This window comes from Dechloromonas sp. ARDL1, from assembly GCF_051122455.1.
Lineage (GTDB): Bacteria > Pseudomonadota > Gammaproteobacteria > Burkholderiales > Rhodocyclaceae > Azonexus.
The window spans coordinates 794,037-820,365 of record NZ_CP168939.1 but is presented as its reverse complement, the minus strand read 5'-3'; the positions used below and the strand labels follow the sequence as shown (position 1 = coordinate 820,365).

Below are 26,329 nucleotides of genomic sequence, written 5' to 3'. Positions count from 1 at the left end.
CCCCGTCAGGTGAATTTCCCTTCTTTTTCCTCTACTGCCCGAACCCGTGATGCGCCAGTTTCTCGATGTTGTGCACCAGGCAATAGAGCTTCCACTGGGTATCGACCTTCTTCCACCCGCGTAGCGTGAACCGGTCCAGCCGTTTGTTGTGCCTCAGGTTGCCGAACACCGGTTCGACGGTGGCGAATCTTCGCCCGTAGCGGGCTCTGCCTGCTTCGCTGTCGATGGCTTTCTTCATCCGCTCGGTGTCGCTTTCTTCGGTTGTGTTGGCTTTGCCTCGAAAGAACGCAACTTGCCGCACCTTGGTCTTCTCGGGGGTACGCAGGCATTTGTCGCGATGTTCGCAGGACAGGCAATCGCGCAGGGTGCCGCTGTATTTGGTGGCGAGGTGGCCGTTGTGGATGCAGTTCGTGCCATTTCGATAGAGTTGCTTGCCGGCCGGGCAGGTGCAGATGCCGGTTTCCGGATCGAGCGTGAAGTCCTGCAGACGGTAGCGTTTTGCAGCTTTCTTCGGGTGCGCCTTGTCGTAGAGCGGATCGGGTTTGGCTTTGTGTTTGCCCTGATCCTTGAAGCGCTCGTCACGTTGGCGCATGCCGTTGTCAGCAATCAGGGCGTTGATGTTCTCTTGGGCCAGTGCTTTGAGGTTGTGTTCGGAGTGGTAGCTGGCATCCGCCGTGTAGAGCGTGTCCGGTGTGGCTTGCGCTTGAGTGGCGCGCACGACCTGCAGCAGTAGCTCTTGTTCCGAGCCGGTGCCGTGGGCCTGGGCTTCGATGATGATCTGGTGCTTGGCATCGACGGCGGCTACGCCGGTGTAGCCTTGAATGACGCCTTTGCTGGTGGCCATCTTGGCGCTCTCGGGGTCGGTGCGATTGCTTTTGCGGATGGTGCCTTTGCTACCCTTTCTGTCTTGGGGGTTGGCGCTCAGCCATTGGCGTAGCTGGGCAGCTTCCTGATGCAGGCGCTCGACACGCTGCCGGGATTTCTCGGCCAGCTCGGGTTCCACAGGCAAGCGGTCGTTCTCGCGATGGCGGGCCAGCATCTTCTTTGCGGCGGTTTCGAGTTTGTCGGCTTGATGGGCGAAGTCGGCTCGCGTACCACTCTTGGCTTTCGAAGCGTTGCTGGGCAGCTTGACGCCGTCAATGGCGAACATTTCCCGGCCGATCAGACCTTGCCGGTCGCAGAGGTAGAGCACCTGGGCGAAGAGCCGGGCGACTTCTTCGTCCAGGCTGGAAATGAAGGCAGACAGCGTCGTGAAGTGCGGCGCGGTGTCGCCACTGAGGGCGATGAAGGTAACTTGTTCGCGGCATAGTCGCTCAATGCCCCGGCTGCTGACGACGCCTTGGGCGTAGGCGCAGAGGATGACCTTGAGCAGCATCCCCGGCGGGTAGGCGCAGGCACCGCTCTGGTCATTGCGGTAGCGGGTGTCGAAGTGGGAAAGGTCGAATTCATGGTCGAGCAGATGATGCACGGCGTGTTCGAAGCTGCCCGGCAATAACTGCTTCTCCAGATCCACCGCCAGGAACCTCGGGCTGGTGTCGATTGCTTTGTAGCGGGCCATGGCGCCTCCCTGAATTCATCTTCAGCTTGGAGCCTTGTTATTCCATATGGTTCACGGCACGATGCCACCATGAATTCACTTTTTCTACAGCGTCGTTAAAGTATTTAAGAGGTGGCCCCGCGCAGTTGGACAGAAATTTGGTTTTCTTAAGTGAGTTCTCTGCGGGTTAAGCCGCTGCGGCGAGCAGCGGCTGGTTGAAGTAAGCCGTATCCGGGGTTTGCCCGTCAAGCGTTGAGTGCGGGCGACGACGATTGTAAAAATCGAAGTAGCGGGCCAGCGCCTGTCGGACCTCGGAAACGGTGTCGTAGCCGTGCAGGTAAATCTCCTCGTACTTGACCGATTTCCAGAGGCGTTCGACGAATACGTTATCGCGCCAGCAGCCCTTGCCATCCATGCTGACCTGAATGCTGTGCTCCTGAAGCAAGCCAATGAAGGCCGAACTGGTGAATTGGCTGCCCTGGTCTGTGTTCATGATTTCCGGTCGGCCATACTTCATGATGGCCTCTTCCAGAGCATCGACGCAGGGATCAGCCGTCAGGCTGTTCGACAGGCGCCAACTCAGCACCCGACGGGTTGCCCAATCAAGCACCGCGCTCAGATAGACGAAGCCCCGGCGCATCGGGATGTAGGTCGTATCCATGGCCCAGACCTGATTCGGACGCTCGATGGCAAGGCCGCGCAGCAGGTAGGGATAGATGCGGTGTGCCTGGTTGCGCCGACTGGTGTTGGCCTTGCGGTAGATGGCCTGGATATCGAGCTTCTTCATCAGCGTACCGACATGTTTGCGACCGATTTCATGGCCTTCGAGCTTGAGCATATCGCGCAACATCCGCGCACCGGCAAAGGGATGCTCCAGGTGCAGTTCATCAATCCGCCGCATCAGCATCAAATCGATTTCGGATGTGGGCTGCGGCTGGTAATAGACAGAAGAACGCGAAAGCTCAAGTAACTGGACTTGCCTGACGACAGGCAGATCGTGGGCCTTGTCGATCATCGTTTTGCGCTCGCATCGCCGATGCGACCGAGCGCGACGGCCAAAAAATCAATCTCCAACGCCTGCTGGCCTATCTTTGCATGCAAATCCTTCAGGTCCGGCGTGGCCGCCTGCTTCTCGGCAGCCGTCGCAAAGACACCCGAGGCGTTCTCGAGCAATTGTGTCTTCCATTGCGTAATCTGATTCGGATGAACGTCAAACTTCTCTGCTAACGCAGCCAGCGTCTCATCGCCCTTGAGGGCGGCAATCGCCACTTTGGCCTTGAAGGCGGCTGTGTGGTTACGGCGGGGTCTTCTCATTGCTTCTGCTCCTAGGCAGGCGATTTCCATCGCCCATTGAAGCAGAGATTTCACTTAACTCGATGTCCGGATTCGCGGAACCACCTCTTTATGCCATTGGTACGAATTGCAATTGGTTTAGTTCTACCCCTTGGACCTATCGCAATGTTTCTGTTCGTTTCAGCATTTCCAGGCCTTTTCAGTAGTAACACCATCCTTATGTGGCACTACTTGTCTGCATTTGGCCTTGTGCTCACAGGCCCCATCGGCTTTATTCTCGTAGTCACTGGAGTGATTGAGCTAATTAAATCCCCACAAAGAAACGCACATGACAATCAGCCATCTCAACCCTAACAATCAGGTCAAGGCGCAGCCTTCGGCTGCTAGGACGTCCTGCAAGCGGGCCACCCCTTATACCTCGGGAGCCCTGCATGTTCGGCCGTAAAGCCATCGAGCTGGAGAAGCCGCCTTTGTCACGCGACTACAGAGCTTTTGAAATATTGAGAGTGTGGGGCGGTGATAACTTGCCGCAGCAGTATTCATTGAAAACGGTCTGGGGCGACCCTGGAGCATGGGGCTTAATGCTTGTAGATATTGCGCGGCACGTTGCCAAAGCTTACGGAAATACCGGCGACCTCTCTGAAGAAGAGGCATTAAAACGAATTAAAGAGCTATTTGATGCCGAGTGGACTTCACCAACCGATGCGCCGCTTCAAGTCAAATAAGCATGCTACGTATAACACATTCAATGCACCGGACCGTCAAAAGCTTCGCTTTTGCTGTTCGGTGATTTAGCACGTTATGCGTCTTGGTGCGCCTCATGAGCGTTGTTGATCAGGCAGTTCTCTTGGCCGGTTATCTCCTCGCGCACTCGGCCGCGAATCTCTCCTTCGTTGAAGAAGTGAAGGTACTCACCCCATTCTCCATTTGTCTTCGGAACGGCCAGCTTTACACGAAGTTTCACACTGGAAAGACCCAGGCCGAGGCAGTAGTCAATGCAAAGGAAGAACTATCCGTCAACGCCGCCAAGTGCGATGCGTGGGCCTTCACACGGGAAGGCCGCATGGAAGAAGAAGGTCGCACCACTATGAGCCTAGCGGTATCGGCATGGGCAAACGGAATGAACGAACAAATCGTGTTCATCCAGCGCTTCAGCCGCGCACCGAAATTTAGACTCAATGGCTCGCCGACCGTAGCCATTGGAGAGCGGCTCCTCGAATCTTCGGAGTCTGAACCGCTCCTTACCGTCTTGCGCACTGGTATCTCTCGTCATGAAGAAGGTGGTCCACAGTGGAATTCCTGGTACTAAGCAATACGCATAACACGGCGCTCAACCTCGCTCCCTTCGGTCGCTGTACGCTGCGCGATAAAGCAGCGCAGCGCCGGTTCGCTCTACGTTGGGCATAATGACTACTACAGCAATCCGACACTCAGAGTTGCGCTCGGCACTTGAGTGGTACTTCGAGTCAAAGAATCTCGCAATCAAGAACGCGCTTGGATTCCGATGTCCGTTGTCTCCGGAGCAACAGAAGGAGCTACTTCAGTACTACTCCGAGTATTTTGTCGCCCTTACCCCCCTTTAACTCACTTCCTGCAACCAGCTTCGCCGGGCAACAGGTTACAAGCAAGAAAGTGGTTCAGGCGGCCTCTCCGAGTTGTCGGAAATCATCGCCATAGGGCATAACCGCCCACACCAGCCGCAGGTTCCTGGCGGCGATGGCGACCACCGCTTTCCGGTAGCCACGTCGCTCGACCAGATTTCTGGCCCAGCGACTGAAGCGGTCTTGCTTGTCGCCGAATCCGGCGAGAAGGCCCCCCCATGCAGCACATGCGCATGAAAATATTAAATTTGCCGGGTTAAAGGCATTTCTGGGTAATGAAACCTCCGCAGGCCCTCATTCTCAGACTCAGCTTATGCCATTCGACATATATAATAGGAGGCAACTATCGTGGCATATTGTGTTTTCACCTTTTTTTGAGACCAGCATGAACAAGTTTTCGCCACTCCTTGCCGTCGCGGTGCTTTGTAGCGGATGTGCATCCATCTTTTCGGGTACGACACAGGAAGTTTCCATCCGAACGACCCCTGGTGCCCGTTACAGCATCAGCAATTCCAACGGATCTCAAATTGCCGCTGGTGAATCCGCCGGAACGGTACAACTTCAACGCGGCGTTGGCTATTTCAGCCCGCATGCGTACAAGGCGAAAATCAGCAAGGAAGGTTATCAAACGAAATTCGTCGACATCACGCCCGGAATCAACCCTTGGTATTTCGCGAATATCTTGCTGGGTGGGGTGGTTGGCATGGTCATCGTCGACCCGCTGACCGGCGCAATGTTCAATTTGAACCCCAGCATGATCGATGCAGAGCTTGATCCCATATCCGGTGGAACCGATCACCACCCGACAACCGGGCAGTCGGTAAATCAGCAGGATGGGCAATACCCAGCTAAACAGCTACGCCCCGTTTCGCGATTCGACTACACGGCCAGCAGGCTTGCCAAGGATAAACAGTGCATTGCGAAAGATAGTCCGGAAGTCGCTGACCACGGAAAATCGGTTGAAACCTTGACCTTTCAATGCCAGGACGGGCGCCGCCTGGCGATAACCTGCGCCTCTCTCGAGGGATGCCGATAGCACTCGAATTTATCGGGAATAAAGCGCAATTAACCCAGCAAGGGGGATCTGTCGTAGAACTGGACAGCGCCCCCTTTGTTCTTCCGTATCGGTGCATGTATTGATGAAACAACTCCTGTGGCTTCTACTTTTCCCGGTAAATCTTCTGTTCTCGATCTTGTGCACCGTCATATCCCCACTTGCGGCCTGTTTTGTCACGCCTGATCGTCGCCATTTGCGCAGCCCGTTCAAATGGCTCGATACCATCGACAATGACTTGAGTGGTGACGCGGGCTGGAAACAAGAACACTTGATTGGCACCGACCCGCTGTCGTGGATTAACCGTACCCGATGGCTGATCCGCAACGGGGGAAATAAGATCAGCTACAACGTCTTTGGCTGTCTTGACACGCCCTATACCCAGCAGGGGTTTTACTACGCCAACCCAGAGGGTTATTGGCTGTATCGGCGGCCTTTGCCCATCACTTCGAAACGATTCATCGATCTGTTCATCGGATGGAATTTACCGGGGGCAAAGTATGGCCGGGCGAAGTACACCTCGTCTTTTCGCCTGAAAACCAAGCTGTGAAACACAGCTGAACACCATGCACCGCGGTTTGCCCCCCTGATCGCTCCGCCCCCCGACAAGCACTGGTTCCCGTCTCAAATTGCAGCCTTGCCGCAGCAAATCAATGCTTGACCTACAGCGGCGGCAACCCGCAACGCTGCCGCGCCCGGTTGCAGGCGGCGTGCTCGACATCGAATTCCCGGCACGGTGACGGCCGGGCGTCGTAGAGGGTGCAACTGACCGCGACGCCGACTTCGCCGGCGAGCGCGATGCAGCGTGGGGGCGAATCGTCGGTGCCGCGCATGCGGACGATGCTGGCGGTGACGGGTACGGTCAGGGCCTTGGGCACGCCCTCGCCCCAAGCGAAGGTGCCGCCGGCCAGTTCGGCCGGGTGGAAATCGACGCGGAAGCTGGCGCAGCAGGCGCCGCAGCTCTGGCAGACGCTCACGGCAGGCTCACCCGGCAGCGCCAGAGCTCGTGGCCCGAGGCCAGGTATTTCTTTTCGAAGGGCGTGATCGGGTCGTCGGTGTGCCAAGGTTCGGCAGCCACCGGCCGGCCGCTGAGCAGGGTCAGGGCCTGCGCCATTTCCTCGATGTAGATGCGCCAGTTGCTGCGGCATTCGAGTTCGCCGCCAAGCTGCCGCCATACGGGAAACACGGCGTGCCCGTGCCAGCGGCGGGCGAGATGGCCGATTTTCGGCCAGGGGTTAGGATAGAGGTTGTAGTGGCGCGCCAGACGAACGCCGTGCTCAGCGAGCAGGCGCCAGAAATCGACCAGATCGGCACGGACGAGCAGCGCATTGGCCGGCAGTTCCATGGGTTTGCCGCGACCGATGCGGTCGCTGGACTGGTCGACGCCGAGCACGAAGTGATCGGGGAAGGCCTCGGCGATGCGCAGGGTGCTCCAGCCGACACCGCAACCGGCATCGAGAATGAGCGGCGCGGCGGGGTTCCAGGCGGCGCGGGCGGCCATGGCCTGGGCGAAGGCGTCGCGGTTGTAGTCGAGGATGGGCTTGCGGAAGGGGTGCGCCAGATGGCGGCGGAGCAGCGCGTCGAGATCGTCGTGCGGGCCGCTCTGGGCACTGCTGATGAAGCGTGAGTTGCCTTCCATGGCCCTGGCCTCAGGCGGCGAGCAGGAGCTTGTCGGGCATGGCGTCGAGGATGCCGGCCTCGATCAGCATGCGGTCGATATCCTCGGCGGCCTTGACCGGGCGCAGCTGCTGGTAGAGCGCCTCCGCTTGCGGGTAATGGCGGCGCAGCAGCAGCAGCCACTGCTTGAGGCGGCCGCCGGCATGCACCGGCAGCACCCGCTCGCGCACGCCGCGCCAGTAGGTGGCGACCGAGGGCACGAGTTCTTCCCAGCCGCCGGTTTCCTCGCCGCGCACCTTGCGCGGAAGCAGCGGGTCGGCCAGCGCGCCTCGGCCGATCATCACGTCGGCACAGCCCGATTCCATCTGGCACTGGCGAAAATCGGCCACCGTCCACACTTCGCCGTTGGCGATGATCGGAATATTGACCGCCGCGCGGACGCGGTCGATCTGCGCCCAGCGGGCCGGCGGCTTGTAGCCGTCGACCTTGGTGCGGCCATGCACGATCAGTTCGTCGACGCCGCCGGCCTCGATGGCCTGGGCGCAATCGACGGCCAGGCTGCTGTCGGCGATGCCAAGGCGCATTTTGGCGGTGAAGGGGATGTCGGCCGGCACCATCGCCCGCACGGCGCTGACGATGTCGTGCAGCAGTTGCGGCTCGCCAAGCAGCGCCGACCCACCGCGATGCCGGAAAACGGTAGGTGCCGGGCAGCCGAAATTGATATCGACGCCGGCCGGCCGGTGCTTGACCAGGCGCCGGGCATTGGCCGCCATGAAATGCGGATCGGAACCGAGCAGCTGGACGCGCATCGGTGTGCCGGAGTCGGTCAGGCTGCCGTGGTGCAATTCGGGGCAGGTACGCAGGAAGGTGCGATTGGGCAGCACGCTCTCGGTAACGCGGATGAATTCGCAGATGCCCCAATCGTAGCCACCAACGGCCGTGAGCACGTTCCGCATGAGCGGATCGGCCAGACCTTCCATCGGGGCGAGAAGAATGCGGGACATCGACGAACTTTCGGCAAGCGCTTGAAAAGGCGGCGATTATAATCCACCCCATGCTGCGTATCGTCTTAGACACCAATGTCGTCCTCGACCTCTTCCACTGGGCCAATGTGGATGCGGTGCCGATCATGGCCGCCCTCGAGGCCGGCCACATCGCCTGCTTCGCCGACGCGCGCACGCTCGACGAACTTCAGCGGGTACTGACCTACCCGCAACTGAAGCTGACACCGGAGATGATCACCGAACGCTATGCCCGCTACAGCGGCCTGGTAGAGGTGATTCCCGAGGGCGAAGCGCCGCCCTTGCCGCGCTGCAAGGATCGCGACGACCAGAAGTTCCTCGAACTGTCGGCGCGCTGCAATGCCGACATCCTGGTCAGCAAGGACAAGGCCCTGCTCAAGCTGCGCGGTCGTACCAAACTCGGCTTCCAGATCATCGGCCCGGCCGCTGCCTCAAAACGTATCGGCGAGCTCGCCGGCAGCGTACCACCCGGCAATCCGCAACATACCCTGCCAGCTTGATCACCACCGGTGAAGCCCGGGCTTGAAAGCTCCGTTTTTTTCGCACACCCAAGCCGCCTGCCTGCCAATCGCACCTGCCCTTTCGGCCAATGCACCGCCTATTTCCCGACATGGCGAACTCACTCTCTGGCGCCCCGAATATCAGGCATCCACCCTCACGACATATGTTATCGTGCTAACCCAATCACATATTCAGCGTTGAACAGCCGTCGCCCCATGCAGGGATGACTGGTCGGCGAGACGCCCTCAGCCGCCATGGAAACGACACGCCAACCGTCGCCGCCTACGTCGCGCAAATACTTGCCATCCAGCCCGAGGCTGATTGCCCTTGGATTGGCCCTGGCGCTTGCCGCACTGCTCGGATACGACCTGTGGCAATCCTACCGGCAAGCCCATGCAAACACCCTGGCCATTGCCGAAAATCAGGCCAGCCTGCTGGAGAAACAGCTGACCACCAGCGTCAGGAAGATCGACATCGTCCTGCGCGAAACGGTAAACGACTACACGCCGGTCGTTACCGGCAACGCCCGGCTAACGCGAAGCGAGGGGAACCGCGATCTGCTGAGGCGGGAAGCGGTGCTCGAGGAAAGCCAGGCCAACAGCCTGCGCATCATCGACGCACAAGGCGCCGTGCTGTTCAGTGCGGGAAACGACGAGACGATCCCCAGCTTCAACATCGGCGACCGGGCGTACTTCCAGATCCAGAAAAACGCCCGGAAGCTACCCATGGTCATTTCCGAGCCCATTCTTTCCCGCTTCTCCGATCTGCGGGTCATGACCTTTAGTCGGCGCATCAACCACCCTGACGGCCGGTTTGCCGGTCTCGCGCAAACCGCCGTTCGCGCCGAGGTTTTCAAGAGCATGCTGAGCGGCGCGAATATTGGAAAGCGTGGGTCGATTGCCCTGCTCTCCGACAACAACCTTCTGGTCGCCCGCATTCCCGACACCGACGAACCGGCCGGAGAAACGCCGGCATCCGTTGAAATCCCGGTGGACGGGATACAGGGCAAGCAGCGCGGGTCGTACGTGGCCGTTTCACCGACCGACGAAATCGAACGCATACATCACCTCCGCAAGCTGGACGAATTGCCGCTGACCCTGAATATCGGACTATCCCCCGAAGACTTCCTGACGCCCTGGCGACAAAAGGCAACGCTGTACGCCATCAGTTGGCTGATTTTCTCCGGCGCCCTGCTGGCCATGATCCTGCTCACCAGACGGCGTACCCAAGAAACAAACCATCTCAACCTGCGTCTGGCAGCCCAGATCGCGCAGGCAGAGGCCGCGAACCAAGCCAAAAGCGAATTTCTGGCCAGCATGAGCCACGAAATCCGGACACCGATGAACGCCATCATCGGCCTCACGCACCTGCTACGCCGCGACCGGATCACACCGACGCAGTCCGAAAAGCTGTCGCGTATTGCCGGCGCGGCCGACCATTTGCTGGCGGTGATCAACGACATTCTCGATCTGTCGAAAATCGAGGCCGGCAAGCTGGAGCTGGAATCGGCCAATTTTTCGCCGGAAGAGATGCTGCAGCACATCTGTAATGCAGTCGTCAAACGCGCCCAGGCCAAGGGGCTTGAACTGGTCGTCGATATCGGCGACCTGCCCCCCGTCCTGCATGGGGATGTCACGCGACTGGGGCAGGCCCTGCTCAATTATCTCGGCAATGCCGTCCAGTACACCGACAAGGGCTCGATCGTGCTGCGCGGCAAGCTGGCGGACGAAGCGGACAGCACGCTGCTGGTCCGCTTCGAAGTCCAGGACACCGGCTGCGGCATTCCGGCCGAAGCCATGCCCTGGCTCTTCAACGCTTTTGAACAGCCAGGCGCCGCGACACACAGGCGGTTTCGCGGAACGGGCCTGGGCCTGGCGATTACCCGTCACCTTGCCGGCCTGATGGGTGGCGAGACGGGCGCCATCAGCACACCGGGCAAAGGCAGCACCTTCTGGATGACGGCCCGCCTGGGCAAGGCACATCAGGAGCTGCTACCACTCGAACCCGAACTGGCCGGGCGACGTGCGCTGGTGGCCGACGATCTGCAAATCACGCAGATGGTGCACACCCACCTCCTTACCCAGATCGGCCTTAGCCCTCAAGCCGTTGCCTCGGGCAAGGAGGCCATCGCGGCCATCGCGCAGGCGGATGCCGAAAACGACCCGTTTTCCGTCCTTCTGCTCGACCTGCTGATGCCCGACCAGAGCGGCATGGATACCCTGGCCGCCATTCAGAAGTTGAACCTGAAACACGCTCCGGCGTGCATCCTGGTAACCGCTTCGGGGGACAGCAGTATCGCCATGTCGGCACGAGCCGCCGGTTTTGCCGACGTGCTGGTCAAGCCGATCAACAAAGCCATCCTGCAAAAAGCGATCACCCCGCTCTTTTCCCCCTCACCGCCCGCCCCCGCCACGCCGGATGCCCGGCCCGACCTTCGCTTGCGCTGGGAATACGGCGGCACCAAGGTTCTGCTTGTTGAGGATGAACCGATCAACCAGAGCATCATCAACGAATTCCTCAGCGAGGCCGGCATGGCCGTGACCGTTGCCGACAATGGAGAAGCCGCCGTCATACTGGCGGAGGCACGGCATTTCGACCTGATCCTCATGGATATACAGATGCCCGTCCTGGATGGTCTGCAGGCCACCGGGAAAATTCGGGCGATCGGCGGTTACGGCGATGTCCCGATCATCGCCATGACCGCCAGCACAACCTCCGAAGACCGCAACAAATGCCTGCAAGCGGGCATGAACGATTTCGTCGGCAAACCTGTCGAGCCAAACCGGCTATTCGTTACGCTCCTGAAGTGGCTGGAGGGGCGAAAATCCTGAGTTTCGCCCCCTCAACAGCCCCCCGTCAAACGGTCAGTTGGGCGTTATGGCGTGGCCGCCATCCGGCGTCCACTTCACATTGGCATCGAGAAAATAGGCAGTAATCCCCGGTTTAGCCTTGCGCGCCTTATCGAGTGCATCCCCGCTGCGGCCACCGGCCGAACAGAAGAAAATCACGGGGCGGTCTGTGGGCAGTTCAGCTGCCCGTTTTTCAACCTCTGCGACAGGCATATTGATCGCGCCCTTGAACGTCCCCTTGGCGTATTCAGCCGGATCACGGACATCGACCAGTAGAACGGCGCCGGCTGATTCCTTCAGGATTTTTTCAAAGGAGGCGATGGCGATCGCATCCTGATCGGCGGTCGTCTGGATAACTACTTTCGGCGATGCCGAAGTGCCCGGCCCCGGTCCGTACAGCCTGGCCCACAGCGGATAGCCTTCCGGAACCACCTTGACCTGCTTGTAACCGAGCTTGACGGCTTTTTCCGCTGAATCGGAACTCAATTTGCAGTTCAGGCCTTCGCAATAGAAATACAGGGGGCTGTTCCTGTCGGCCGGCAGGCGGTCGATCAGCTTGTCGAAATCGCTGTCTGGCAGGCTGATCGCCCCCGGGATATGTCCCTTGTCGTATTTACGCTCCTTGGGTCTGGAGTCGATCAGGGTCAGCGGCGAACCTTCGTCCAGCTTTTTCTTGAGGAAGGGAACCGATACCGCAACCATGCGCCCTGACTTGACCCACTCCGGGTAGCCGGCGGCATAGACCCTGATGTTGGTATAGCCGAGCTTTTCCGCCCTGAAGGCCGAGTTATGGCTGAGCATGCACTCGTATCCCTCGCAGTAGAAAATAAGCAAGGTGTTCTTGTCGCCGGGAAGCTGATCGGCCAGCTTGTCGAAATCGCCATCGTGCAGATTCATGGCGGTCGGTATGTGCCCCGGGTCGAACTTCCGTGCCGCAGGCCGCGAATCGATGATCTGTACTCCCTCGGGTTTGGGCAGGACGGCGTATTTCGCGACAAACTCGGCATCGACCAGCTGGCTGTACCACCCAGCCCTGGCTTCAACCGCTACGCTCTCCGCCGCACGCGCGCCGACAATCAACACTTCGCCCGGCATGCCCGACAAAGCCGCCAGCAACGTCGCACACATCACTGTCAGACGTAGTTTCATATCATCCCCCTGTTCCACATCGCAAAATCAGGACAGGCCGCGAGTTCAAGCCAGTTGGCCTGTCCCATCAGTTGGATTCATGCCCCCGCAGACACGAAACACACACCAAAATATTAGCGCTTAAGAATATTGCTGTTTGGCAATGGATATGACCTAGATCAAGCTTGGTTCAAATATTGCCGGCGACGAAATCCGAATCACGAGCGGTAGGGCATGGCCGAAGGAATCCACTACAATCCGGCAACCGTTCGTTGCTGGATTTCCATGAAGCGCCTTATCCCCCTCCTCGTCGCCGCCCTGGCTCTGTTTTCCCCGGCATATGCCAGGCCCCCTGGCGAGGTGGAAGTCGGCAGCATGCTGCGCGACCTACCCATGCAGGGCTTGAATGGCCCCACAAAGAAGTTTTCCGACTTCCGGGGCAAGCCTTTGATCGTCAATGTCTGGGCCAGCTGGTGCGGGCCATGCCGTGCCGAGATGGGATCGCTCGACCGGCTGGCGAAGCGCTACGCCAAACAGTTCACCGTGATGGGCATTTCAACAGACGACTACCCGCAAAACGCCAAGACCTTCCTGCAAAAATCGGGCACGTCGTTCCCGATGTTCATCGACGACAAGCCCTGGCCGCTGGAAAACATGCTCGGCGCCAACCGCCTGCCGCTGACCGTTCTGGTCGATGCCGACGGCAAGGTGCTCGGCAAGTATTACGGTGCCCACGAATGGGACAGCCGCGAGGCTGTCGAGGCTATCGGCAAGCTTTTCAAGCTAAAGCTGTAAGCAGCGGTAACAAAATGAAGCGCGGCGGTCCTGGCTAGGCGTGCCGACGCAGACAGTACTGCGCGTGCGGCAAGGAAGCACAACAACGCCAGGATCATGTTGTTAGCGCTTCCAAGTCGCGACTTTCACACCCTTCCGGCTCAACGGCGGCAAGCCCGGAATCCAGGATTGGCGATTGCCGCCCACAATTACCGCCATAAAAAATGTCCGCTGTCAAGTCGTTAGTGCGGACATGCAACGGTACGAAAGGTCTTGTGGGGCAATAGGTTAGGCCAGATTTCGGCCTCGGTGTGCTCTTACCGCGTTTTGAGCTAGGTGCCGCATAGGCGCTTCGCGGTAGCAAGCCTAGGAGCGGCGGAGCGGGCAAGGTCGCACCGCCATCATAGCCCGGCCTATCGCAAGCCACCGCTCAAAGCGAAAGCGCAGCCCTTGGGCTGCGCTTTCATCGTGGGCGGATGGTAGAGGCGTCCGCATCGTCAACTCGGCTTCGGCGGGGCGGCCTTGCCTGCCCCTCCTTTTCTGAATCCCCGATCCCCCGCCATGAACGCTTCCAGCATGTGCGGGATCAGCGTCGCCGCATCGACTGCCTCGCCATACGCCTGCGCGTGCAGCGCGGCGTAGCGGTCGAGGTCGGTTTTAAGACTGGCCGGGCAGGCAAAGGTGAGCTTGACGCTTTCGGTCTTGGGCAGCGGCCCCAGCCGCAGCTTCTTGGTTGTGCTCATCGTGAAGTCCCCCGATTGAAGAACAGCGGCTGGTACGGCCGCAACACCAAGTCGCGGTTGACGATGATCCGCACCGGCAGGCCGGGCCGTTGGGTCAAGGTGGGCTGGATGTTGAGGTTGCGCCGGGTCACTTCCTGGCCGATTTGATTCACCGTGTCCTGCAAACTGTCACGCCCGGCGATGATGACGCGATCGCCATCTTGTCGATTCTCCGGCGCGGCCAGTTCGGCGCCGACGCCCAGCAGGGTCGTCAGCGCCGCACCGGCAAAGATGCGGCCCCAGTGGTAGTCCACATCGTCTTCCAGGCCGGCATAGCCGGCCGGATCTGCGCCGGCCAGATTGTCGAGCGTCAACGAAGACGTGTCCGGCAGAATGATCCGATTCCAGACGACTTGAACGCGGCTCTGCCCGTAACTGACCTGGCTGTTGTATTTGCCCAGGATGCGCGAACCCTGCGGGATCAGCAGGAAACGCCCGGTGGCCGTGTCATAGACCGGCTCTGTCACAGTGGCGATCACGTCGCCGGGCAAGTCCGACTTGATGCCCGTCACCAGCGCTCCGGCAACCACCGTTCCGGCCATGACCTGATACGGCGAAGCCGGCAGGGTCAGGTTGCCGGAATTGCGGGTTTCCGTAGAGCCGCCTTTCAGGAAAGCCTCCTTCTGGTCTTGCCGGTTCTGCACGGCGGTCGGATCGGCAGGCTGGGCCGCCGTCGAGGCCGGCCCGGCGGCCATCGGGTCGAACGCCGCATTGGCGGCGAAGCCCGGCGCGGTGGCGGCCTGCGACTGCGCGACCGGCGCGGCCGCCTGCGCACCCGAGCGGAAGAACACGGACGATGCTGCGGCAGCTTCGGCTTCCTTGCGCAGCGCATCGTTCGGGTCGTGGCCGGGAGCCGCGTAGGCGGCTGTCACCGGCTGCTGCGACTTCACGATGACCGGGCCGAGGTCGCCCGGCAGCGGCGGCCCCAGCTCGGGTACATCGTGCGGCAAGGCTGGCGGCAGCTTCGAGTAGTCCGTCGGTAGCGCATCCAGCCCTTCGGACTTCGAGACGCGATCGACGTTGTAAAGCTCGGTTTGCTCGCCCGTACCGCGCCGATGCGGTTGCAGCGACCAGATCGTGGCCCCAAGCACGGCGACCGACAGGCCGCCCGCGAGGATGGCCAGCGTGCGCCGGTTCAGGCGCGTGACCGGGCGTGGTTGGGCACGCAGTGCCACCGCCTCGGGTGCCACCTTGTCCACCTGCGGCGCGGCAAGGTCGGGAATGTCGTCCTGGCTCATGCTCAGTTCCTCCCGGTGATGCCATCCGTGCGCTCGATGCGCACCACATCGCCCTTGTCGGCCCCCAGGCGCAGTTCGGCCGCGCCGAACAGCCGATCCACGATGTAGTACGGCGAGCGGAAGCGATAGTTCACCAATTGCCCATCCCCCTGCGCGCCGATGACGAACAGCGGCGGCAGCTCACCCTGGGCGATGCCTGCCGGGAACTGGATATAGACCTTCTCGCCATCATCGAAGGCACGCAGCGGTTTCCACGGCGGATTGCTGCCGCTGATTGCATAGCGAAAGCGGATGTTCTCCAGCGACAGACCCGCATCAACCGGCGCGGCAGCGTTGGCGGCTTGGGCCTGGCGCTGCAAGGCCAGCATCCGATCCTTGGGGTAGTCCCAGGACACCGAGGCCATCCATGCCTTGTCAGTCGAAGTCAGTTCCAGCAGATAGGTGCGGCGGCTGGTGGTGATGACCAGATTGGTCTTCAAGCCGGAACGGATAGGTTTGACCAGCACATTGACGCGCAGCTCGGCACCGCTGCCGCTGGAGGTGTCACCCACGATCCAGCGCACGGTATCGCCGGCAGCGACCGTCACCAGTTCCTCGCCGGGCTGGAGCGCGATCACTGTCACGCGGCCCACGGACGCATAGACCTGGTACAGCGCGCCATCGGTGAAGGGCCAGACCTGGATCGCATTGACGTAGCCCTCGCGGGTCGGTGCGATGCGCGCCTCCGCGTTGGCGCGGGAGACGCGCACCTTCTCGTCAGCAGGCTCCGCCGTGATCGGGGCCGAATCAATGTCCGGCAGCGGCTTCAACTGTGCTGGCAGCGCCAAAGGTTCGGGCACTGCCACCACTTCGATGGGCTTGGGCGGCTCAGGCAATGGCTTAGCCTGCACCGGCTCATCGAGCGAGATCACCGGCGGCGGTTTGCCCTGTGTGGCGCAGCCCGCAAGGCCCAGCAAGATCAACGGCAAAGCGTAAAAACGGAAAGGCACACTCATGGCTTTACTCCTTCAGAAGAATCCAGTTCACGGCTCCACGACAGGCCATTGACGTAGATGCCCAGCGGGTTGCGGCGCAGGCGTTCTTCGGTGCGCGGGGTCTGCTGCACGATGGACACCACCGCCGTCCATCTCTCCAGCCCGTCAGCCGCGCCATTGACGTAACGGCGTTCCGTCCAGCGCACGTTGAACGACGCATCGCTGGCGCGAACCACACTGGTGATCTGCACCGTCACCGACTCCTTGCCGATGCGGGCGAAGGGGTCATTCACCCGCGCGTAGTCGTTGAGCACCGCCGCGCCCCGATCGGTGGTGTAGTCGTAGGCATCGAGCCAGTTCTGGCGCACGACGATGGGATCGATGGACAGCGAGCGCACCAGCGTCACGAAGCGCGCGATGTGGTGCGCCGTCTGCGCATCGGTGGGCCGGTACGGCGTGGCCGCTTCGCCCACGGTGCGCACCTGGCCGGACTGATCCACCTCGATGACATAGGGCGTGACGATGGACTGGGCCGAGCGCCACACCAGGCCACCGGCCATCAGCAGCGCGAGCACCAGGCAGCCGAAGGCCATCAGCCGCCAGTTCTTGGCCTGTACGCGGGCCGAGCCTATGCGCTCGTCCCACACCTGGGCAGCGGCTTGATACGGGGTGGCAGGCTGCGGCGTGTCGGCGTAGCGCACCTGCGGTCGTTTGAATCGCATGGAGTTCTCCTTGAAAGTCAGCTATCGGAATCCCGCAGGCTCGGGCCTTGGCCCGAACCGCCGCCGTCGCCACCGCGCAGCGTGTGCGCGGCCGTGGTGGTGGCCTGGGTGAGTCGTTGGCGGCGTTGCAGGCGCTTGGCCCAGCCGGGTTGTTCCTGCTTCCGCGCATTGGCCGTGTCGCCCGCGCCATCGCCTGTGGTGGCCTGCCCGGAACTGGCACTGCCATCGCCTGAGCCGCCATCTGCGCCAGAGCCTTGCCAGCCTGCTTTGAATGGCGCGGCCGCCTTGGCCGCCGCCGCTTTGATTCCTGCACCGGCGCGTTGGCCTGCCGCCTGTGCGCCGCCCTTGGCGACACTGCCCAGCCCTGCCATCGCTCCTTTGGCTCCGCCGCCCGCAGCAGCAGAACCGGCCTGGAAAGCCGACTTCGCGCTGCCAGCCGCCGAGGTCGCGGCCCGCGCGCCTGCCCCGGCGAGCTTGGCGGCAGCCGGTGCCATGCGCGCCCCAGCCATCACCGCACCGCCCACGCCAGTGGCGGCGGCACCTACGGCCACCGCCGCGCCTGCGGCACCCACAGCGGCCCCGGCCATCGCCCCGGCCCCCAACTGCGGTGCACCGGATACCAGGCCGGTGGCAATGCCAGGGCCGAAGATCCCCAACGCCAGCAGCGTGAGTGAGGCCAGCATGATGACCACCGCATGGTCGATGGAGGGTTCGGCAGGATGTACTTGGAACTCGGCGAACAGACCTGAGCCGATGCCGACGATGACGGCCAGCACCAGCACCTTGATGCCCGAAGACACCACGTTGCCCAGCACTTTCTCGGCGAGGAAGCTGGTCTTGTTCCACAGCGCGAACGGCACCAGTACGAAGCCCGCGAGCGTGGTCAGCTTGAACTCGATCAGCGTGATGAAAAGCTGGATCGCCAACACGAAGAAGCACAGGATCACTACCGCCCAGGCCAGGAACATGACCACGATGGGCGTCATGTTCACGAACACTTCGGGGAAGCCCGCCATGTCGCTGATCTGCTCAAGGATCGGCGCGGCCGCGTCGATGCCGGTCTTGGCCAGGCGGCCCGGTTGCAGGAACTCGCTCATGCTCATCGTCGAGCCGCTGGCCGTCAGACCCAGGCCAGCGAACGAACGGAAGACGATGCTGGCCAGCCAGTTGAAGTTGTTGATGATGTACGCGAAGGCACCGACGTAAAGCACCTTGCGCAGCAGCTTGGCGATCACATCATCGCCCTGGCCGGTGGCGTGGCTCATCGCCCAGTAAAGCCCGGCAATCGTCATGTCGATGACGATCAGCGTGGCGGTGAGGAACGCGACTTCGCCCTGCAGCAGCCCAAAGCCCGAGTCGATGTAGCGCGAGAAGGTAGCGAGAAAACGGTCGATCACTGTCACGTCATTCATGGCACGTCCCCCTCGAAGGGCATGGCGTCCTGGTCACTGGCGGGGGCATCAAAGCTCGGTGGGATCGGCGGCAGATCGGCCAGCGTGCGGAACTCGTCAGGCCCGGTTTCACCAGCGAAGAAGCGCCGCCGGAAAGCTTCAGCCGCTGCCAGGCAAGCGTCTTCGCCTGCCGTAGCTCGGTCGGCGGCACACTGCGCACGCAAAGCCTTGAGCCGCACGGGATCGGCGGCCAGGGCAGCGGCCAGGTCTTCGGTCGGCTGCTGGCTGCAAGCGACCAGCAGCACGGGAAGCAGCAAGGAAACGCATCGCATGGCCGTCTCCCGTCAGTTGCCGTAGAAATCCACGCGCTGCGGCGTGTAGGGCGTGCCACCACCCAGGAAGCGGCGCGTCACTTCACGGCCGCGTTCGACAGCCGCCGCTTGGCGTGCCAGTTCCAGCGCGGCGGCGCGCTCCTGCGTGATCTGGAGTTGCTGCGCCTGGATGGACTGCTTGGCCTGCAAGGCCAGAAGCTGGTTGGTTGCCTGCATGGCTTGCAGCGCGCCGGTGGCGGACTGACTCTGGCTGACCAGATCGGACAGCGCGCTTTCGTCTTGCGCCAGGTTCTGCGACACCTGCGCCTGCATCCGCATCGCGGTGTGCAGGCCGTTCAGCGTGTTCTTCCAGCGCTCCTGCGCATCGCGCAGCATCTGGTCGCCGCTGACGGTCGCGGCATACTGCTCCGGGTACAGCCGGGCGAAGGTGGCATCCATGCTCTGCACGTCGTAGGCCAGGCCACGCGCCTCGGCGATCAGGCGTTCGGTGGTCGCCAGCGTCGAACGCAGGCGATTGACGATGTTGAAGTCCAGATTCGCCAGATTGCGCGCCTGGTTCATCAGCATCTGCGCTTCGTTCTGGAGTTGGTTGATCTGGTTGTTGATCTGCTCCAGCGTGCGCACGGCGGTCAGCGTGTTCTGCACGAAGTTGGACGGGTCGAACACCGTCAGCGCGGACGCCGGCTGTGAGGCCAGCAGCGATACCGACAGCACGGCAGCGAGCGAGATGGACAGCAAACGGGGTTGGGTCTTCATGGTGAAACCTCCAGGGGTTGAGAAGCGAGGAAGGACGCTGCCGCCGGTGCGGACGGCAACAGGTCGGCAGCCCAATCGAGGCCGCGATGGCGCAACCAGGCACCGGCGAAGCCCGGTGTGCCGGCGTCCAGCAGCACGCGATCCATGTCACGTTGGTCTTGCGGGGTGGAAGCCCCGGCAAAGGCCAGCGTGGCTGGCCCCAGGTCGAGGTCGAACAGGCGGTTCCCGAGGCGCGATTGGTAGTAGTAGTCGCGCTTGGGTTGCGCGGTGGCGATGATTTCGATTTGCCGGCTGTTGAGGCCGAAGCCCTCGTAGATCGTGCGGATCTGCGGCTCGGTCGCCTGTGGGTTAGGGAGAAAAATCCGACTGGCGCAGCTTTCGATCACCGCCGGGGCAATGCTCGAATCCTTGATGTCGGCCAGCGACTGCGTGGCGAAGATGACGCTGACATTCTTCTTGCGCAGCGTCTTGAGCCACTGGCGGATGCGGGCGGCGAACACCGGGTCATCGAGGAACAACCAGGCTTCATCGAGGATCAGCAGCGTGGGCGCGCCGTCGAAGCGCTCATCGAAACGGGCGAACAGGTAGCCCAGCACGGCCAGCACCGCCGCCTTGCTGTGCATGAGTTCTTCCATCTCGAAGCACTGCACACTGCCGGAACCCAGGCGGTCGGCATCGGCATCCAGCAGCTTGCCGTGGGCACCACCCAGCACATAGGGCGCGAGCGCCTGGCGCAGTGCGTTCGATTGCAACAGCACCGACAGGCCCGTCAGTGTGCGCTGCTCGACCGGCGCACCGACGAGGCTGCCGAGTGCCGACCAGATCGCTGCCTTCTCGTCCGGGCCGATGGTCACGCCTTCGTGCAGCAAGCGGCCTTCCACCCATTCGGCGGCCCAGGTGCGGTAGCCCTCCTGGTCAATGCGGGCCAATGGCTGGAAAGCAATCGCCCCGCCGTTGCCCAGGTCGTAGTGCTCGCCGCCCAGTCCCAGGATGGTGGCGCGCATCGAGCGCCCCATGTCGAAGGCGAAAATGCGCGAACCGGGATAGCGGCGGAACTGCATCGCCAGCGTGGCGAGCAAGACCGATTTGCCCATGCCGGTCGGCCCGGCGACCAGCGTGTGGCCCACGTCGCCGATATGCGTCACCAGCCGGAACGGCGTTGCGCCATCGGTGCGGGTGACGATCAGCGGTGGGCCATCCAGATGCGCGTTCTTCTCCGGCCCGGCCCACACGGCGGACAGCGGCATCATGTGCGCCAGATTCAGCGTCGAGACGATGGGCTGACGCACGTTGGCGTAGGCGTTGCCAGGGATGGACGACAACCAGGCATCCACCGCGTTCAAGGTTTCAGGGATGGTGACGAAGCCCCGGCCCTGAATCACGCGCTCCACCATGCGCAGCTTCTCGTCGGCCACGGCAGCATCGGCATCCATGACGGTGACGGTGGCCGTCAGGTAGCCAAAGGCGACTTGATCGCTTCCCAACTCCTGCAAGGCGGCATCGGCATCGGCGGCCTTGTTGTTGGCGTCGGTATCGACCAGCGGGCTTTCCTGCTGGAAGATCGTTTCGCGCAACAGCGCGACGACGTTCTTCCGTTTCGCAAACCACTGGCGGCGCAGGCGACCCAGTTCTTTTTCTGCCTCGGCTTTGTCGAGGCACAGGAACCGGGTTGACCAGCGGTAGCCAAAGCCCAGGCGGTTGAGGTCGTCCAGTAAGCCCGGCCAGGTGGAAGTCGGGAAGCCGCGCACCGACACCACACGCAGGTGCTGGTCGCCCAGCATCGGTGCGAGGCCACCGACCAGGGCGGAGTCGGCCAACAGTGCGTCGATATGGAACGGCACGTCGGGCACACCGACGCGGTAGCGCCGCGTGGACACCGTGGCGTGCAGGTAGCTCAGTGTCTGGCTGTCATCCAGCCAGGCAATTTCCGGCATCACGCCGTCGAGCAGGTCGAGCACGCGATCAGTTTCCGCCACGAAGGCATCGAGTCGGCCGCGCCAGTCCACGCCATCACCGGGCGCGTTCTCATAGAGCATCTTTGCGGCACGGGCGCGGGATTCTTCTGGTGGCAGATAAGCCAGCGTGAGGTGATAGCCGCTCTGGTAGTGGTGGCCGGATTCCTCGAAAGCCGCGCGGCGTTCTTCCTCCACCAGCCAGGACAACGGCTCAGGGAAGTCGGAACGTGGATAGCCGGCTGCCGGGCGGCGCTCGGCCTCGACGAACAAGACCCAGCCCGATCCCAGTCGGCGCAGCGCGTTGTTCAGCCGCGCCGACGTGGCGATCAGCTCGCCTTGCGTGGCGCTGTCCAGATCCGGCCCACGAAAGCGTGCCGTGCGCTGGAACGAACCATCCTTATTGAGTACCACGCCCGGCGCGATCAGCCCGGCCCAGGGCAACCAGTCGGCCAGCAGCGCGGGCCGCTGGCGGTATTCGGCAAGGTTCAGCATGTCGGCTTCTCCCTATGCGTCCAGCAGCGGCTTGTGCTTGATGTGCCGGGCGAACACGGCCATGAACTGCGGATCGACGCGCGCACCCCAGACCGCCAGCGAGTGGCCGACGATCCAGAGCACCACGCCGGGAACCCAGAGTTGAAGGCCCAGCCCAACGGCGGCGGCCAGCGTGCCGTTGGCGATTGCCACGGTGCGCGGCGCACCGCCCAGCAGGATCGGCTCGGTCAGCGAGCGATGCAGCGGCACTTCAAAGCCCGGAAGATCGGTGGCCGTGCTCATACGACGGCCCCGCCGGAGAAGCTAAAGAACGACAGGAAGAAGCTCGAAGCCGCGAAGGCGATGGACAGGCCGAAGACGATCTGGATCAGCTTGCGGAAACCGCCACTGGTATCGCCGAAGGCCAGTGCCAGGCCGGTGGCGATGATGATGATCACTGCGACGATGCGGGCCACCGGCCCCTGGATGGATTCGAGGATGGATTGCAGCGGGCCTTCCCACGGCATTGAGGAACCGGCGGCCTGCGCCGTCCCCGCCAGCAACAGCATCAACACCGCGAGCAGCAACCCTTGTCCTGCGGGTCGGGCCAGGCGGTGCAGCCGCGCCAGCATGGGCAGCGGGGAAAGCGGATTTACAGAAAGACGGAAAGCATCAACGTGCGTCATGGCAGTTCTCCAGGTTGTTCAGGGGTCGAGGAAGGCGCAGCGACAGCGGCTGCAAGAGGAACCGGCGACAGCTCGGGAAGCGGCGCTTCCAGCGCATCCGCCAGGCGGTAGCCCGCGCCGTCGAAACCGACGACGCGAGAAATGGTTTCGACGTGGCGCTTGCGGCCACGGCCTGCGATGTGGATCACCACATTGACCGCCTCGGCGATCAGGGCACGAGGCGGATTCACCGCCACTTCGAGGATCAGTTGCTCCAGGCGCAGCAGCGCGCCCAAGGCGGAGCCGGCATGAATGGTGGCGATGCCACCGGGGTGGCCCGTGCCCCAGACCTTCACCAGATCCAGCGCTTCGCCGCCGCGCACTTCGCCGACGATCACGCGATCCGGGCGTAGCCGCATCGTGGCGCGCACCAACTCCTGCATCGACACCACGCCCGCACGGGTACGCAGCGGCACATGGTCACGGGCCGCGCATTGCAGTTCGATGGTGTCTTCGAGCACCAGCACGCGGTCGCCGGTGGCGGCGATCTCGGCCAGCAAGGCATTGGCCAGCGTGGTCTTGCCGGTGCTGGTGCCTCCGGCGATCAGGATGTTGTGCCGCTCGCGCACGGCATGGCGCAGGAACTCTGCCTGCCCGGCGGTCAGGATGCCGTCGGCCACATAGCGATCCAGGCCGATGATGCTCACGGCACGCTTGCGCAGCGCGAAAGCTGGGCCAGGCGCGGCTGGCGGCAAGATGCCCTCAAAGCGTTCACCGGTCTCCGGTAGCTCGGCGGTCAGCAGTGGCTGGCCGCGATGCACCTCAGCACCGACATGGGCGGCGACTAGGCGGATGATGCGTTCGCCATCCGCCTCGGGCAGTTCGACTCCGAGCGGTGCACGTCCAGAGGACAGCCGATCCACCCACAATGTCCGGTCGGGGTTGAGCATCACTTCCACCACGTCCGGGTCTTCCAATGCGGCGGCGATCACCGGCCCCATCGCCGTGCGCAGCATCTGGATGCGGCGATCCTGGGACGCTGCAACGGATGAGCGCGGTTCTGGTGGGATTTGTGGAACGGCGCTCATGAGGCACGCTCCGCAGCACGTTCATGGGCCTGTGCCTCTACGTCATCCATCCGCATCGGGTCGGGATGCAGTTCTTCCACCACGTCGCGCACTAGGCTGCGGCCACGCAGCAGGTGGCGGCTCAACTGTTCGACGAACTGCTCGAAACGCGCCTTGCCCTGGGCGCGGGCCGCATCCTGATGGGCCTCCGGCACCGGCGTGCTGACGGTCAGGTAGTAGCGGACGAACAGCGCCAGCGTTTCTATCTGGATGTTCTGGTCACGCTCCAGGCGCTCGGCCTGCCGCGACAGGCGATCCAGCCGCTTGGCAATGGCGGCCTCGCGCTGGTCGCCCGCGTCCGGCGACAGCCAGGACGCCAGCGCCGCCGCGACGATCGACGACTTGGACACGCCTTTCTTGGCGGCCAGCTCGTCCAGGCGCTTGGCGTGCTCGTGCTGGATGAACAGGTTCAATCGGTATTGGCTCATAAGTCGATTCCGTCATTGGGGTCGAGAGAAGCCAGTCGCGCCGTGCGTTGCAGGGCGGGGTCGAGCTGGCCGGGAAGCACCGGGGGCATTTCTTCGTCATCGAGAAGCGACAGGTCGCTAGCTGGCGCATCCATCTCGGGGGCATAGACGATGGCTTCGGACAGTTCGGGCTGGCGGCGTGGGCCGCCGTCGTCGGTCGAGCCCAAGGTCTCCAGGTCATCGCTGGATGCCGTGGCCGGTGCCGCAGGAACCGCAGGTATTGCCAGACCGCTCCAGTCGTCAGGTCGTGCAGGCGGCACATCGGCATAGCGGCCTGCCGCCACCGCAGGCGGCGGAATTACCCGTTGCTTGAAATTGGCGTCGGCGAAATAGCGCAGCTTCTTCGCCTTGATCGGTGCGACGCTGGACACCATGACCACCGATTCGTCGGGCGGCAGTTGCATGACTTCGCCCGGCGTCAGCAGTGGCCGTGCGGTTTCTTGGCGCGACACCATCAGGTGCCCCAGCCACGGTGCAAGCCGGTGGCCCGCGTAGTTGCGCTGAGCGCGCAACTCAGTAGCCGTGCCGAGGGTTTCCGAGATCCTTTTCGCCGTCCTTTCGTCGTTGGTGGCGAAGGTCACCCGGACATGGCAGTTGTCCAAAATCGAATGGTTCTGCCCGTAGGCTTTGTCGATCTGGTTGAGTGACTGCGCGATCAGAAAGCTGCGGATACCGTAACCCGCCATGAAGGCCAGCGCTGTCTCGAAGAAGTCCAGCCGCCCCAGCGCCGGGAATTCGTCGAGCATCAGCAGCAGCTTGTGGCGGCGTTGGATGCCGTCACTGCCATCCAGCGATTCGGTGAGCCGCCGGCCGATCTGGTTGAGAATCAAACGGATCAGCGGCTTGGTGCGCGAAATGTCCGACGGCGGCACCACCAGATACAGCGAGACGGGATGCTCTGCCGCGATCAGGTCAGCGATGCGCCAGTCGCAGCGCGAGGTGACTTCAGCCACCGTGGGGTCGCGGTACAGCCCCAGGAACGACATGGCGGTGGACAGCACGCCCGAGCGCTCGTTGTCGCTTTTGTTGAGCACTTCGCGGGCAGCAGATGCAACGACGGGATGCTGGGCATCACCCAGGTGTTTGGTCGTCATCATCCGGTGCAAGGTCAGTTCGAACGGACTGGCCGGATCGGACAGAAAATTGGCGACACCGCGTAGCGTCTTGTCTTCGCCCGCGTAGAGCACATGCAGGATCGCGCCGACCAGCAGCGCGTGACTGGTCTTCTCCCAGTGATTGCGCTTCTCCAGCGCACCTTCGGGATCGACCAGGATGTCGGCGATGTTCTGCACGTCGCGCACTTCATGCGCGCCGCGCCGAACCTCCAGCAGCGGGTTGTAGGCCGCCGAACTGGCATCAGTCGGGTTAAACAGCAGGCAGTGCGAGAAGCGCGAGCGCCAGCCAGCGGTGATCTGCCAGTTCTCGCCCTTGATGTCGTGGATGACGGCGGATGCCGGCCAGGACAGCAGCGTCGGCACCACCAGGCCCACGCCTTTACCCGATCGCGTCGGCGCGAAGGTCAGGACGTGTTCCGGCCCTTCGTGGCGCAGGTAATGGCCGTCATGCTGACCGAGAAAGACGCCAGCAGGCTGCGTCAGCCCGGCCTTGCGAATGTCGGCAGCATCGGCCCAGCGGGCCGAGCCATAGGTCGTCACCTTGCGCGCCTGGCGCGAGCGCCACACCGACATGGCGATGGCGAGCGCCACGGCCAGCAGGCCGCTGCTTGCCGCGATCATGCCGCCGGTGTCGAACACCTGCGGCGCGTAGGCGTCGAAGAAGAACCACCACTCGAACAGCTTCCACGGGTAATAGACCGGCGTGCCGTGGAAGTCGAACCAGGGCGAGCCCAGGCGTAGCTGGTAGCCCAATGCAGCGGCTGTCCATTGCGTGGCACCCCACACACCGGCAATCACGATGCCGAACACGGCGGCGATCTGCCCGAACAACACACCCTGAGCCTGCATACCTTGGCCTCCGATTTCTCCTGCGCTGATTCCCCGTGGAAAACGCGGCACAAAGGCGTGCCGCAGGCGTCAGGATCGGTGCCGGTTCAGTGCCGGTCAAAGACCGTTA

At 62.4% G+C, this 26,329-nt stretch carries 26 protein-coding genes and 1 pseudogene; 7 read left to right on the top strand and 20 right to left on the bottom strand.

The window, feature by feature from the left end:
• Positions 1–31: 31 nt before the first annotated feature.
• Both AB6Q56_RS04015 and AB6Q56_RS04010 read right to left on the bottom strand, forming a co-directional pair.
• Positions 32–1,558, bottom strand: coding sequence for a transposase (locus AB6Q56_RS04015; RefSeq protein ID WP_434515852.1), 1,527 nt, complete (start codon positions 1,556–1,558; stop codon positions 32–34).
• A gap of 166 nt (positions 1,559–1,724) precedes the next feature.
• Positions 1,725–2,851 (bottom strand): IS3 family transposase gene (locus AB6Q56_RS04010; RefSeq protein WP_374755713.1). Its coding sequence is split into 2 segments (ribosomal slippage): positions 1,725–2,593 and positions 2,593–2,851, totalling 1,128 coding nucleotides; the frame shifts between segments, so codons are not numbered across the junction.
• A gap of 410 nt (positions 2,852–3,261) precedes the next feature.
• On the opposite strand from AB6Q56_RS04010, the gene AB6Q56_RS04005 reads away from it, so the two are divergent.
• Both AB6Q56_RS04005 and AB6Q56_RS04000 read left to right on the top strand, forming a co-directional pair.
• Positions 3,262–3,555, top strand: a complete 294-nt coding sequence (locus tag AB6Q56_RS04005) for a DUF5076 domain-containing protein (protein WP_434515851.1) — start codon at positions 3,262–3,264, stop codon at positions 3,553–3,555.
• A gap of 95 nt (positions 3,556–3,650) precedes the next feature.
• Complete coding sequence (locus AB6Q56_RS04000; protein ID WP_434515850.1) at positions 3,651–4,139, top strand: hypothetical protein; 489 nt, start codon at positions 3,651–3,653, stop codon at positions 4,137–4,139.
• A gap of 328 nt (positions 4,140–4,467) precedes the next feature.
• On the opposite strand, the pseudogene AB6Q56_RS03995 reads toward AB6Q56_RS04000, so the two are convergent.
• A pseudogene (locus AB6Q56_RS03995) lies at positions 4,468–4,620 on the bottom strand (IS110 family transposase); the annotation flags it as partial.
• Positions 4,621–4,816: 196 nt separating this feature from the next.
• On the opposite strand from AB6Q56_RS03995, the gene AB6Q56_RS03990 reads away from it, so the two are divergent.
• Both AB6Q56_RS03990 and AB6Q56_RS03985 read left to right on the top strand, forming a co-directional pair.
• A complete protein-coding gene (locus AB6Q56_RS03990; protein WP_434515849.1) occupies positions 4,817–5,467 on the top strand; it encodes a hypothetical protein in 651 nt (216 codons plus the stop codon).
• Positions 5,468–5,570: 103 nt separating this feature from the next.
• Positions 5,571–6,035, top strand: coding sequence for a DUF7338 family protein (locus AB6Q56_RS03985; RefSeq protein WP_434515848.1), 465 nt, complete (start codon positions 5,571–5,573; stop codon positions 6,033–6,035).
• 112 nt (positions 6,036–6,147) lie between these two features.
• Here the strand turns inward: AB6Q56_RS03985 and AB6Q56_RS03980 are convergent, their stop codons facing one another.
• From AB6Q56_RS03980 to AB6Q56_RS03970, 3 genes are read right to left on the bottom strand one after another with little or no spacing between them, the layout of a single operon-like run.
• Positions 6,148–6,462: a YkgJ family cysteine cluster protein gene (locus AB6Q56_RS03980; protein WP_434515847.1), complete on the bottom strand. Its 315-nt coding sequence runs from the start codon at positions 6,460–6,462 to the stop codon at positions 6,148–6,150.
• A complete protein-coding gene (gene trmB, locus AB6Q56_RS03975) occupies positions 6,459–7,124 on the bottom strand; it encodes a tRNA (guanine(46)-N(7))-methyltransferase TrmB (protein ID WP_434515846.1) in 666 nt (221 codons plus the stop codon). The genes AB6Q56_RS03980 and trmB overlap by 4 nt, the downstream gene beginning before the upstream one ends.
• A gap of 10 nt (positions 7,125–7,134) precedes the next feature.
• Complete coding sequence (locus AB6Q56_RS03970) at positions 7,135–8,106, bottom strand: tRNA dihydrouridine synthase (RefSeq protein WP_434515845.1); 972 nt, start codon at positions 8,104–8,106, stop codon at positions 7,135–7,137.
• 50 nt (positions 8,107–8,156) lie between these two features.
• Here AB6Q56_RS03970 and AB6Q56_RS03965 point away from each other — a divergent pair, with 50 nt between their 5' ends.
• Both AB6Q56_RS03965 and AB6Q56_RS03960 read left to right on the top strand, forming a co-directional pair.
• A complete protein-coding gene (locus tag AB6Q56_RS03965) occupies positions 8,157–8,624 on the top strand; it encodes a putative toxin-antitoxin system toxin component, PIN family (RefSeq protein WP_434515844.1) in 468 nt (155 codons plus the stop codon).
• Positions 8,625–8,879: 255 nt separating this feature from the next.
• Positions 8,880–11,456 (top strand): response regulator, encoded by a 2,577-nt coding sequence (locus AB6Q56_RS03960; RefSeq protein ID WP_434515843.1) that lies wholly within the window; start codon positions 8,880–8,882, stop codon positions 11,454–11,456.
• Between the two features lie 33 nt (positions 11,457–11,489).
• Here the strand turns inward: AB6Q56_RS03960 and AB6Q56_RS03955 are convergent, their stop codons facing one another.
• A complete protein-coding gene (locus AB6Q56_RS03955; RefSeq protein WP_434515842.1) occupies positions 11,490–12,623 on the bottom strand; it encodes a rhodanese-like domain-containing protein in 1,134 nt (377 codons plus the stop codon).
• 264 nt (positions 12,624–12,887) lie between these two features.
• Here AB6Q56_RS03955 and AB6Q56_RS03950 point away from each other — a divergent pair, with 264 nt between their 5' ends.
• The gene (locus tag AB6Q56_RS03950; protein WP_434515841.1) at positions 12,888–13,397 is read left to right on the top strand and encodes a TlpA family protein disulfide reductase; all 510 of its coding nucleotides are present in this window, start codon (positions 12,888–12,890) and stop codon (positions 13,395–13,397) included.
• A gap of 476 nt (positions 13,398–13,873) precedes the next feature.
• Here AB6Q56_RS03950 and AB6Q56_RS03945 read toward each other — a convergent pair whose 3' ends face one another.
• From AB6Q56_RS03945 to AB6Q56_RS03885, 13 genes are all read right to left on the bottom strand, one after another.
• Positions 13,874–14,119, bottom strand: a complete 246-nt coding sequence (locus AB6Q56_RS03945; protein WP_011716368.1) for a DUF2274 domain-containing protein — start codon at positions 14,117–14,119, stop codon at positions 13,874–13,876.
• On the bottom strand, positions 14,116–15,396 hold the full coding sequence (locus AB6Q56_RS03940; RefSeq protein ID WP_059319157.1) for a TrbI/VirB10 family protein: 1,281 nt from the start codon (positions 15,394–15,396) through the stop codon (positions 14,116–14,118). Before AB6Q56_RS03940 ends, AB6Q56_RS03945 begins: the two co-directional genes overlap by 4 nt.
• A 2-nt stretch (positions 15,397–15,398) precedes the next feature.
• Complete coding sequence (trbG, locus tag AB6Q56_RS03935; RefSeq protein ID WP_059319156.1) at positions 15,399–16,391, bottom strand: P-type conjugative transfer protein TrbG; 993 nt, start codon at positions 16,389–16,391, stop codon at positions 15,399–15,401.
• Positions 16,388–17,092, bottom strand: a complete 705-nt coding sequence (gene trbF / locus AB6Q56_RS03930; protein WP_059319155.1) for a conjugal transfer protein TrbF — start codon at positions 17,090–17,092, stop codon at positions 16,388–16,390. The genes trbG and trbF overlap by 4 nt, the downstream gene beginning before the upstream one ends.
• A gap of 17 nt (positions 17,093–17,109) precedes the next feature.
• A complete protein-coding gene (gene trbL / locus AB6Q56_RS03925; RefSeq protein WP_059319154.1) occupies positions 17,110–18,504 on the bottom strand; it encodes a P-type conjugative transfer protein TrbL in 1,395 nt (464 codons plus the stop codon).
• Positions 18,501–18,815: a hypothetical protein gene (locus AB6Q56_RS03920; RefSeq protein ID WP_059319153.1), complete on the bottom strand. Its 315-nt coding sequence runs from the start codon at positions 18,813–18,815 to the stop codon at positions 18,501–18,503. Before AB6Q56_RS03920 ends, trbL begins: the two co-directional genes overlap by 4 nt.
• Positions 18,816–18,827: 12 nt before the next feature.
• Positions 18,828–19,571 carry a P-type conjugative transfer protein TrbJ gene (trbJ, locus tag AB6Q56_RS03915; protein WP_059319152.1) on the bottom strand — a complete coding sequence of 248 codons (744 nt, stop codon included), beginning with the start codon at positions 19,569–19,571 and terminating at the stop codon, positions 18,828–18,830.
• Entirely contained in the window at positions 19,568–22,018 is a 2,451-nt protein-coding gene (trbE, locus tag AB6Q56_RS03910) for a conjugal transfer protein TrbE (protein WP_059319151.1), read from the bottom strand. Before trbE ends, trbJ begins: the two co-directional genes overlap by 4 nt.
• A gap of 12 nt (positions 22,019–22,030) precedes the next feature.
• On the bottom strand, positions 22,031–22,300 hold the full coding sequence (locus AB6Q56_RS03905; RefSeq protein WP_059319150.1) for a VirB3 family type IV secretion system protein: 270 nt from the start codon (positions 22,298–22,300) through the stop codon (positions 22,031–22,033).
• Positions 22,297–22,683, bottom strand: coding sequence for a TrbC/VirB2 family protein (locus AB6Q56_RS03900; protein ID WP_022960600.1), 387 nt, complete (start codon positions 22,681–22,683; stop codon positions 22,297–22,299). Before AB6Q56_RS03900 ends, AB6Q56_RS03905 begins: the two co-directional genes overlap by 4 nt.
• On the bottom strand, positions 22,680–23,663 hold the full coding sequence (gene trbB / locus AB6Q56_RS03895) for a P-type conjugative transfer ATPase TrbB (protein WP_434517124.1): 984 nt from the start codon (positions 23,661–23,663) through the stop codon (positions 22,680–22,682). The genes AB6Q56_RS03900 and trbB overlap by 4 nt, the downstream gene beginning before the upstream one ends.
• Before the next feature lie 83 nt (positions 23,664–23,746).
• The gene (locus tag AB6Q56_RS03890) at positions 23,747–24,217 is read right to left on the bottom strand and encodes a ribbon-helix-helix protein, CopG family (RefSeq protein WP_088475543.1); all 471 of its coding nucleotides are present in this window, start codon (positions 24,215–24,217) and stop codon (positions 23,747–23,749) included.
• Positions 24,214–26,220: a conjugal transfer protein TraG gene (locus AB6Q56_RS03885; protein ID WP_088475542.1), complete on the bottom strand. Its 2,007-nt coding sequence runs from the start codon at positions 26,218–26,220 to the stop codon at positions 24,214–24,216. Before AB6Q56_RS03885 ends, AB6Q56_RS03890 begins: the two co-directional genes overlap by 4 nt.
• Positions 26,221–26,329 lie beyond the last annotated feature (109 nt).